Here is an 8,889-nt window from a genome sequence, read left to right as displayed (position 1 = left end):
ATGCTCGATGCTGTGAGTGCCCACACAGATTGCTTGATTCAAATTGTTAAAGAGCGTCACGCTTATCGCGTTGAGGAAGCGCATCTTACGCCCCTCACTTCGAAAGTCAAGCGGTTGTTTTCGCTTTTCTTTCGGCGCCCACTTCCTAAGGGAAGCTGGCTCATCAGGTTGGCGTGTTCCGCCGTGCTGGTAGGGGCGCATTATAGGGAGGCCGATTGCGATGACAAGGGAATTTTTGAAGAAAGTCACGGAAACTTCAAATTATCCAGTTAGAAACAACTTACCCAGTGTATATATACAATGTTATCCACAAGCTGATGATTTCAGCCCTCTTTTATTGGCATTTATCAGGATCTTCCTGGCTGAAGGAATGCCATACTGAAGCGGATAATTTACCTCAAGTGGTCCATGGTAGCGTCTGGTCGTAAAGCTGGTTACCATGAAGGTGAATAGAGTGTTGCACCTTTTTTGCTTTCATTTACAAAAGGTCTTTAAAGATGAATTTATCCAAGTTTCCCGTTTATGTGCAGGCAGCAGTTCTTGCTCTGGTATTGGCGCTGCTCGGCTATCTGGTTGCCCAGGCCCTGCAGTTCTCTCTGAAAGTCGAAGTCATTTTTGCCGCCGGTCTGGCCATTGGCGGTTTCGTGGTACCGCTCTTCCTTAACCGTGCGCCTGCAACCGCCCTCGAACAGGCAACCAGCCAGGAGACCTGTACCTTATATGTAGGCAACCTGCCCTATCGCGCCAACGAGATTGCGGTGCGCGAACTCTTTGCCGAGCAAGGTCAGGTACTGTCAGTTCGTCTGATGAAGGACAAGGCCACCGGCAAACGCAGGGGCTTCGGGTTTGTGGAGATGCCTGTCGCCGATGCGGCCAAGGCCATCGCCGCGCTCAATGACAAGGAGTATCAGCAGCGCACCCTGAAAGTGCGTGAAGCAAATGACAAGCGGGACCGGGATGAGAAGGACGTCAACGACATCGACGCCTGATATTCAGTACACCACCTCTTCGAGTGACGACAGCCCCCAAGCTTGCAAGGGGGCTGTCAGTTTCTGGGCCCCTGCATCCAGTCGCGTGCAGTAGGCACGTCCCGTCCCCTCGCCAGGCGCCTGGACCGACAGTGTCGCCAGCAGATGCTCCACCCGCCTTGCCACGGCAAGACCCGAATCGACCAGTTGGCATTCCGGCATCAGCTGTTTGATCTCTTCGTTGAGCAAGGGGAAGTGGGTACATCCCAGTACCAGGGTATCCGGCCTCTCCTCCCCTTCCATCCAGTCTGCGAGCACCTCTCTGAGCAGGGCCATATTGACCGGCAACCCCGCCAGCTTGCGCTCGGCTTCGATAACCAGTTCGGTGGCCCCCTTCAGCAGCACATGCTTGCCCGGGGCGAACTGGGCAATGAGTTCATGGGTATAGTCACGGCTGACGGTGCCGGGCGTTGCCAGCAGACCGATGTAGCCGTTACGGGTCAGGGCGGCGGCAGGCTTGATCGCGGGGACCACGCCGACCACGGGAATGCTGAGTGCGGTACGCAGGGATGGCAGGGCAATGGTGCTGGCGGTATTGCAGGCGATCACCACCAGATCGATGGCGTGCTCGGCCACCATGTGGCTGACCAGTCCGGTACAAGCCTCGATGAGGGCCGCCTCACTCAGCTCGCCATAGGGAAAGTGGGCATTGTCGAAACTGTAGAAATAGTTGTGCTCCGGCAGAGCGCGACGGATCTCCCCATAGACGGTCAGACCGCCCATACCGGAGTCGAACACGAGAATATTGGCCACCTGAGCTCCCCCTTGAATGCGAGGCCGCGATCATACTCCCGCCCGGCGCCAATAGAAAAGGCCCTGCCAATGGCAGGGCCCCTGATTTTTCAGATCCAGACAAGGGGATCAGAGTGCGTAGTCCACCGTCACATAGTAGGCACGCTCGTCAGCCGGGTAACCCACCGAGGTCTGGTATTCCTTGTCCAGCAGGTTGCTGATCTTGCCGGAGACCTTCCAGGACGGTGCAACCTGATAGCCCACCGCCAGGTTCCACACGCTGTAACCGCCCAGCTGGGTGGTATTGGCCGCGTCACCATAACGCTCACCCTGGTAGATCCAGCTCAGAGAGCCATCGAACTGCTGCCACTGCGCCTGGCTCACCCACTTGGCCCCCTTGCGGGAGATCAGCTGCAACTGCTTGTCGGTGACCTTGTCCTTGGGATCCTTGTATTCGGCGGAAACGCGATGGCTCAGCCAGCCGGTCTCGAACTCCCCTTCCAGCTCAACCCCTTCAATCCGCGCCTTACCGACGTTTTGCGGCGTCCACATGCCCTGGCTGTCCGGTGCCCATTGGATCATCTGCTCGAAGTCGTTGCGATAACCGGTCAAGCGCCACTCCACACCAGCAGTCTGTCCGTCCAGCATCAACTCGTGGCTTTTCGACTCTTCCGGCTTCAGATCCGGATTGCCGGACCCCGGGTAGTAGAGATCGTTGAAGGAGGGGGCACGGAAACCGGTGCCGTAACGGGCACTGAGGCGATAATCCTCAACGAAGCGCCAGCCAGCGCCGGTTTGCCAGGTGTTGTGACGTCCGAACTGCTCGTTGTCATCGCTGCGACCGCTCAGCTCGGCCTGCCAGACCTGGTTGTCAAACTGGGCCAGGGCATAGAGCCCGGTGTTGTCACGCTCATCGGCGTCACTCGGGAAGGCGACGCCAGAGGAGCGGGAACTATCGTCGAGCATGTCGCGCTGCCAGTCGGCGCCGCCCCCCAGGGTCCAGCTCTCGTCCAGTTTGACGCTGTTGACCCAGTTCAGGGTGTATTGACGGGTATAGAGTCGATCAGCGGACTGATCGCGGCCGCTGGTATCCGGGTAGTCGTAGGCATCCTGTTTGGAGAAGGCGCCGCGCAGTTCGCTCAGGTAGCGCTCGTCATGATAGCGGGAGCCGAGCTGGTAGCTCTGGTTCTCGGTCCAGGTCTCATTGCGTTGATGAAACGCCGGACCCCAGGCGGAAGCGGCAGAGGATCTGTCGTACTGGGCAATATTGCGGAACCAGCGGGTCGTACCGAACAGATCCCAGTTGCTGGCCAGCGCCTGCTGATAATCCACCATGGCGTTATAGCCCCGGTGTCCATGCTTGTCGCCATCGTTCACCCCGACGATGGGATGCACGTTGTAGCCGGTCTCGTCATCGAAACCACCAGCGACCTTGATCTGACCCGCATCACCCACCTGGCTGGCGCTGCTGAAGGCGGCCTGACGCTGCTTGTGGGAGCCCGCGCCCAGGTTGAACTTGTGTTGATTGGTTCCCTGATCCGGGCGAGTGATGATATTGATGACCCCACCGATGGCATCGGATCCATAAATGGTGGCGCGCGCACCGCGGATATATTCGATCCGCTCCACCTGGTTGAGGGGCAGGTTGTTGAGCTCGGTCATGCCGGCGGTCAGGGAGGCGCTGCGCACGCCGTCCACCAGCACCAGGGTCTGGGAAGAGGTGCCACCACGTACCCGCAGCGAGCTCAGTTGACCGCGGCCACCATTGCTGACCACTTCCACGCCGGGCAGGGTCTTGACCACATCGGTCACGGTCTGGGCTTGCAGGCGATCGATCTCGTCCCGGCTGATCACATTGACGGGAGCCAGTACGCTGGAAGCAGGTTGGGCGACGCGAGTGGCGGTCACCACCATGGTAGGATTGACAGGAATGGTCAGCTGCTGGGCAAATGCCGCCGTCGGCAACAGGGCAGCCGCCAATAATTTCTTGGACATGAGAGATCCTTAAGTTCGCGTAAGCATCTACTTCGTGGCCGGTTTCTCTCGGCCCGAAATACGAACTCTGGCAGGTCTTCGGGCTGGGGGGCTGATGACCTACGGCGACGGCTTCCCACCTGACGGCAGTGCCCTGATGTCGCTTCGTTCCCCCTTACCGCTGCGCGCCAGCTCCGGATTTTCACCGGATTCCCTATTAAGCATGATGCGCCAAAGCGGGGGGATTATAGGCAGACGCATATCGGATGTATAGCCATCCAGATTTCTATTTTTTATTTTCCAGTGCCGCCAATCGCTGGCTGGCCCCCTCCATCACCGCCTTCACGCCGGGGTGGGAGAGATGACGGCCGGCCGAGACCAGATAGTAGGAGAGGGTGACCTCGGGCAGGGTGGCAATCCGTTCGACACCATAGACGCGGGTTATCTCCTCCCCCATGGCGAGCGGAGCCGGAAAGATCCCCATCCCCGCCTTGCCAAACGACTTCATCAGGGCAGAGTCATCGAACTGGCCGACCAGGTGGGGATGGATACCCTGCTGGTGATACCAGGCCAGCAAGCGATCATGAGTCACCGACTTTTCACCCGGGATCAGCACAGGCAACCCCTCCAGGGCGGCGGGAAACCCCTTGCGGGCCTGCGCCGCCAGCGCCGGGCTGGCAAACAGGGCCAGCGGGCTGCGCCCCAGCTCGTGGTTATAGCCGCGGATGCCGCTGTCGGGGGGCAGCGGGCGGTCGGTCAACACCATGTCCAACTTGTGTCTGGCCAGCTCGCTGAAGAGCTGGTCGGGCCGCTCCTCATGACAGATCAGCCGAAGCGGGGTCGCCAGTGCCATGGCCGGCGCCAGCAGTTCGAATGCCAGGGTGCGGGGGACTGACGCGGTAATCCCCACCTGCATGGTCAGCTCCTGGCTGGCGTGGCGCAAGGAGTGCTCCAGCTCGGCGCCGAGCGAGAAGATGGCCCCGGCCTGTTCGAGCGCCTGGCGACCTGCTGCCGTCAGCACGAGCCGCCTGCCCACCCTGTTGAACAGCGCCACGCCGAGGGATTGCTCCAGCTCGGCCACCTGGCCGCTGATGGTCTGCGGGGTCAGATGAAGTTGCTGCGCCGCCCGCGTCACGCCACCGCTGCGGGCCACATGCCAGAAGTAGTAGAGCTGCTTGTAGTTGAGCATCGGGCCCCTTATCAGTTTTTACCGAACAACCATCAATCAAAATCTGATTTTATCGAAGCATCATGCACTCTAGCATGCAACCACCCTGTGGACTGCTCCCGCGAGTCATCATGTTGGATGTTGTTGTTCTCTTTTTCCTGTTTGGCCTGCTGGCCGGTTTGGTACGTTCCGAGCTCAAACTACCACCCGCCCTCTACGATACTCTCTCCCTCTTTTTGCTGCTGGCTATCGGCCTCAAGGGCGGCGTCGGGCTGGCCCAGCAATCCCTGCTCCCCCTGCTGCCCCAGCTGGCGCTGGTGATCCTGCTCGGCATGGTGCAGACCCTGCTCGGCTTTGCCCTGCTGCGCATCAAGATGAACCGGATCGATGCCGCCGCCACCGCCGCCCACTACGGTTCGGTCAGCGTGGCCACCTTCGCGGTCGGAGTGAACTGGCTCACCGAGCGCGGCATCGACTTCGAATCCCAGCTCTCCATCTTCCTGGCGGTGATGGAGATCCCGGCCATCCTGGTCGGCATAGTGTTGGCGCGTGGTGTGAGTCGCCAGACCCGCTGGCGGATGCTGGCCCACGAGACTTTCCTCGGCAAGGGAGTCACCTTGCTGCTCGGCGGCATGGCCATCGGCTACCTGGCCGGACCGGAAGGGGTCGCTCCCCTCAAACCGCTCTTTGTCGACCTGTTCAAGGGAGCGCTGGCCCTGTTCCTGCTGGAAATGGGCCTCATTGTCGCGCGCCAGTGCCAGGACCTGCGCCGTCACGGTCTGTTCCTGCTCGGCTTCGCTCTGCTGATGCCGCTCGCTTCGGCCGGACTGGGATTGGCCGTCGGCAAGCTGATGGGGCTCTCCCTCGGCGGATTGACCCTGCTTGCCATCCTGGCCGCCAGCGCTTCTTATATTGCCGTACCCGCCACCCTGCGCATCGCCCTGCCCCAGGCCAATCCCGGACTGTCGCTGAGCGCCGTGCTGGGGGTCACCTTCCCGTTCAACATCATGCTGGGGATCCCGCTCTACCACAGCTGGGCCCGCCACTTCATGGAGTAGCCATATGCAGACCGAGACCCGCACCCTGTTGACCATAGTGACAGAGGCCACCCTGGAACCCACCCTGCTGCGCACCCTGACCCGAGAAGGGTTGCGCGGCTATACCATCACCGATGCCCGGGGCCGGGGAGACCATGGCGAACGCAACGCCAGCTGGAGTGAAAGCGGCAATATCAGGCTGGAGGCGATCTGCACTCGCGAGCAGGCCGAACGATTGATGGAACATATTAAGATCCGTTACTACCCCGATTACGCTATGATTGCGTTCCTGCAAACGGTCGAAATAGTGCGACCCGAGAAATTCTGAGCCGGCATGCCGGCTTGTTTTGCCAACCAGAGACAAACGTTTGACTGCAAGGAGTAGTAATGAGCACCCCTCCCCTGATCGGCCTGGTAATGGGCTCTGACTCTGACTGGCCCGTTATGCAAGCGGCCGCCCGCATCCTCAAGGAGCACGGGGTTCCCTACGAAGCGCGCGTGGTATCGGCCCACCGCACCCCGGATCTGCTGTTCGAATACGCCGCCAGCGCCCGCGAACGCGGCCTGCGCGCCATCATCGCCGGTGCCGGCGGTGCCGCCCATCTGCCGGGCATGCTGGCCGCCAAGACCACGATTCCGGTGCTGGGCGTGCCGATCCCGACCCGCCAGCTCAAGGGGATGGACTCCCTGCTCTCCATCGTGCAGATGCCCAAGGGCGTGCCGGTCGCCACCTTCGCCATCGGCGAGGCGGGTGCCGCCAATGCCGGTCTGTTCGCCGTGTCCCTGCTGTCTGTCGCCCAAGATGGCGACGCTCCCCGTTATCACCAGCAGCTCGACGGCTTCCGCGCCAAGGAGCGCGACCGGGTGCTGGCGCTCACCCTGGAGGAGCCGGCATGATACTGCCCCCCGCCACTTTGGGTATGCTCGGTGGCGGCCAGCTCGGCCGCTACTTCGTGATGTCTGCCCACCGTCTCGGCTACAAGGTGATCGTGCTGGACCCGGACCCCATCAGCATCGCCGGTGCAGCCGCCGACGAGCAGATCGTTGCCGCCTATGACGATACCGATGCCCTGCGCGATCTGGCCAGCCGCTGCGACGCCATCACCTGCGAGTTCGAAAACGTGCCCGCCGTCTCCCTGGCCCTGCTTGAGCAGTACCAGCCGGTGCGCCCGGCCGCGAGCGCAGTACGTGTCTGTCAGGATCGCCGGGAAGAGAAAGCCTTCCTGACCCGCGCCGGCGTACCGGTCGCCCCAAACCTGACCCTGCTGCCCGGCGAGCCGCTGCCCGCCCTGCCCGGCGACCTCTTCCCCGCCATCCTCAAGACCGCCCGCGAGGGCTACGATGGCAAGGGGCAGTGGACTATCCACAATGCGGGCGAATTGCCAGCGGCCCTGGCCGCCAGCGGTGTCCCTTGCGTGCTGGAAAAACGCCTGCCGCTGGAGGGGGAGTTTGCCCTCACCCTGGCCCGCAGTCCGAGCGGTGCCATCAGTGCCCTGCCCCTGGTGCAGAACTGGCACAGCGGCGGCATCCTGGATCAGACTCGCTCCCCGGCCAATGTGCCCGCCCTGGAGCGCGAGGCCCAGCGCATCGCCGAGCACATCATCGCCGCCCTCGACTATGTGGGCGTGCTGACGGTGGAGTTCTTCCTGGTCGGCGGTGAGCTACTGGTCAACGAGATGGCCCCCCGGCCCCACAATTCGGGTCACCCCAGCATCGACAATGCCGGTTGCAGCCAGTTCGAGTTGCAGGTGCGCGCCCTGTGCGATCTGCCGTTGCCGGCACAGGCTGAGGTTCAGCCCGCCATCCTGCTCAACCTGCTCGGGGATCTGTGGCAAGACGGCACGCCGGACTGGGCCGGCGCCCTGGCCCTGCCCGGGGTGCACCTTCACCTCTATGGCAAGGGCGAAGCCCGCCCCGGCCGCAAGATGGGCCACGTCACCGTCACTGGCCGCGACTGGCCCGCCGTCGAGGCCACCGCGCACCAGCTGCGCGCCCTGCTGGGTCTGCCTCCGCGCTGAGTCCACCCCTTGACATGCAAAGACCCGGGCCAAGGCCCGGGTCTAATGAGATGGTCACCCCCACCCTGTGAGCGGTACGCTGACAGGGTGTTTTTCTTTCAGGAGAGGCCATCATGGAAAACGTTGCGCTTATTGGTATTGATCTCGGTAAACACTCTTTTCACATTCACTGTCAAGACCGGTTCGGCAAGGCTCTTCTTCGCAAGAAGTTCAACCGGACAAAGCTCATCGAATCCCTCGCAACTTTTCCTGTATGCACCATCGTCATGGAGGCATGTGCCGGAGCCCATTACATGGCTCGTCGGCTGGCTGAATTTGGGCATGAGAGTAAGCTCATTTCGCCTCAATTCGTGCGCCCATTCGTCAAGAGCAACAAGAACGACTTCATCGATGCTGAAGCTATTTGCGAGGCCGCCTGCCGTCCCTCCATGCGGTTTGTAACGCCCAAGACCGAAAGCCAGCAAACGTTGGGAGCACTGCATCGTGTGCGCGAATCGTTTGTGCGCGATCGGGTTAAGGCATCGAACCAGATACACGGCTTTTTACTCGAATTTGGCATCAGTCTGCCCGTCGGTCATGCCGCCATCAAGCGCCTGCCTTCTGTGATGGCTGAACACGAGTTACCAGCGCGACTGATTACCATGTTGGAGAGGCTGCATGCCCATTTCAAGTATCTGGAGCAGCAAATTGCCGAGATCGACAAGGAACTGGCCAGCCAGCTTGGCGATGACGATCTTGGTCAGCGTCTGATGACAATCCCTGGTGTCGGCCCGATCACTGCCAGCGTGTTGGCCGCCGAGCTCGGTGACGGAAAACACTATCGATGTAGTCGTGATTTCGCGGCGTCAGTCGGATTGGTGCCACGCCAGTACAGTACTGGGGGCCGGGCAAACCTGAAGGGTATCAGCAAGCGTGGCGACAAAAATCTTAGA

10 protein-coding genes and 1 riboswitch are annotated in these 8,889 nt (G+C 61.2%); of the genes, 7 read left to right on the top strand and 3 right to left on the bottom strand.

Going from position 1 to position 8,889, the window contains the following annotated elements:
• A partial coding sequence (locus tag OKC30_RS18160) for a hypothetical protein (RefSeq protein WP_270665159.1) occupies positions 1 to 273 on the top strand: 273 nt, incomplete at its 5' end.
• A gap of 224 nt (positions 274 to 497) precedes the next feature.
• Positions 498 to 989 (top strand): RNA recognition motif domain-containing protein, encoded by a 492-nt coding sequence (locus OKC30_RS18155; protein ID WP_041214213.1) that lies wholly within the window; start codon positions 498 to 500, stop codon positions 987 to 989.
• 3 nt (positions 990 to 992) lie between these two features.
• On the opposite strand, the gene murI is transcribed toward OKC30_RS18155, so the two are convergent.
• The 3 genes from murI to OKC30_RS18140 form a co-directional block, all read right to left on the bottom strand.
• Positions 993 to 1,781, bottom strand: a complete 789-nt coding sequence (gene murI / locus OKC30_RS18150) for a glutamate racemase (protein WP_270665158.1) — start codon at positions 1,779 to 1,781, stop codon at positions 993 to 995.
• 108 nt (positions 1,782 to 1,889) lie between these two features.
• Entirely contained in the window at positions 1,890 to 3,755 is a 1,866-nt protein-coding gene (locus tag OKC30_RS18145; RefSeq protein WP_052814683.1) for a TonB-dependent receptor domain-containing protein, read from the bottom strand.
• Between the two features lie 52 nt (positions 3,756 to 3,807).
• Positions 3,808 to 3,985: riboswitch (cobalamin riboswitch) on the bottom strand.
• 35 nt (positions 3,986 to 4,020) lie between these two features.
• A complete protein-coding gene (locus OKC30_RS18140) occupies positions 4,021 to 4,923 on the bottom strand; it encodes a LysR family transcriptional regulator (RefSeq protein WP_043153769.1) in 903 nt (300 codons plus the stop codon).
• 110 nt (positions 4,924 to 5,033) lie between these two features.
• Between OKC30_RS18140 and OKC30_RS18135 the strand changes: the two genes are divergently transcribed.
• From OKC30_RS18135 to OKC30_RS18115, 5 genes are all read left to right on the top strand, one after another.
• Positions 5,034 to 5,960 carry a sodium-dependent bicarbonate transport family permease gene (locus tag OKC30_RS18135; protein WP_043153767.1) on the top strand — a complete coding sequence of 309 codons (927 nt, stop codon included), beginning with the start codon at positions 5,034 to 5,036 and terminating at the stop codon, positions 5,958 to 5,960.
• 4 nt (positions 5,961 to 5,964) lie between these two features.
• Positions 5,965 to 6,267 (top strand): P-II family nitrogen regulator, encoded by a 303-nt coding sequence (locus OKC30_RS18130; protein WP_026456329.1) that lies wholly within the window; start codon positions 5,965 to 5,967, stop codon positions 6,265 to 6,267.
• A gap of 59 nt (positions 6,268 to 6,326) precedes the next feature.
• On the top strand, positions 6,327 to 6,836 hold the full coding sequence (gene purE, locus OKC30_RS18125) for a 5-(carboxyamino)imidazole ribonucleotide mutase (RefSeq protein WP_042026785.1): 510 nt from the start codon (positions 6,327 to 6,329) through the stop codon (positions 6,834 to 6,836).
• Entirely contained in the window at positions 6,833 to 7,957 is a 1,125-nt protein-coding gene (locus OKC30_RS18120; RefSeq protein WP_052814684.1) for a 5-(carboxyamino)imidazole ribonucleotide synthase, read from the top strand. Before purE ends, OKC30_RS18120 begins: the two co-directional genes overlap by 4 nt.
• A gap of 113 nt (positions 7,958 to 8,070) precedes the next feature.
• A partial coding sequence (locus OKC30_RS18115) for an IS110-like element ISAeca3 family transposase (protein WP_270698523.1) occupies positions 8,071 to 8,889 on the top strand: 819 nt, incomplete at its 3' end.

Source organism: Aeromonas sp. QDB18 (genome assembly GCF_027705325.1).
Classification (GTDB): Bacteria; Pseudomonadota; Gammaproteobacteria; order Enterobacterales; family Aeromonadaceae; genus Aeromonas; species Aeromonas caviae.
Note: the sequence above shows the minus strand (reverse complement) of the source record. Positions and strands in the feature narration are given on the sequence as shown.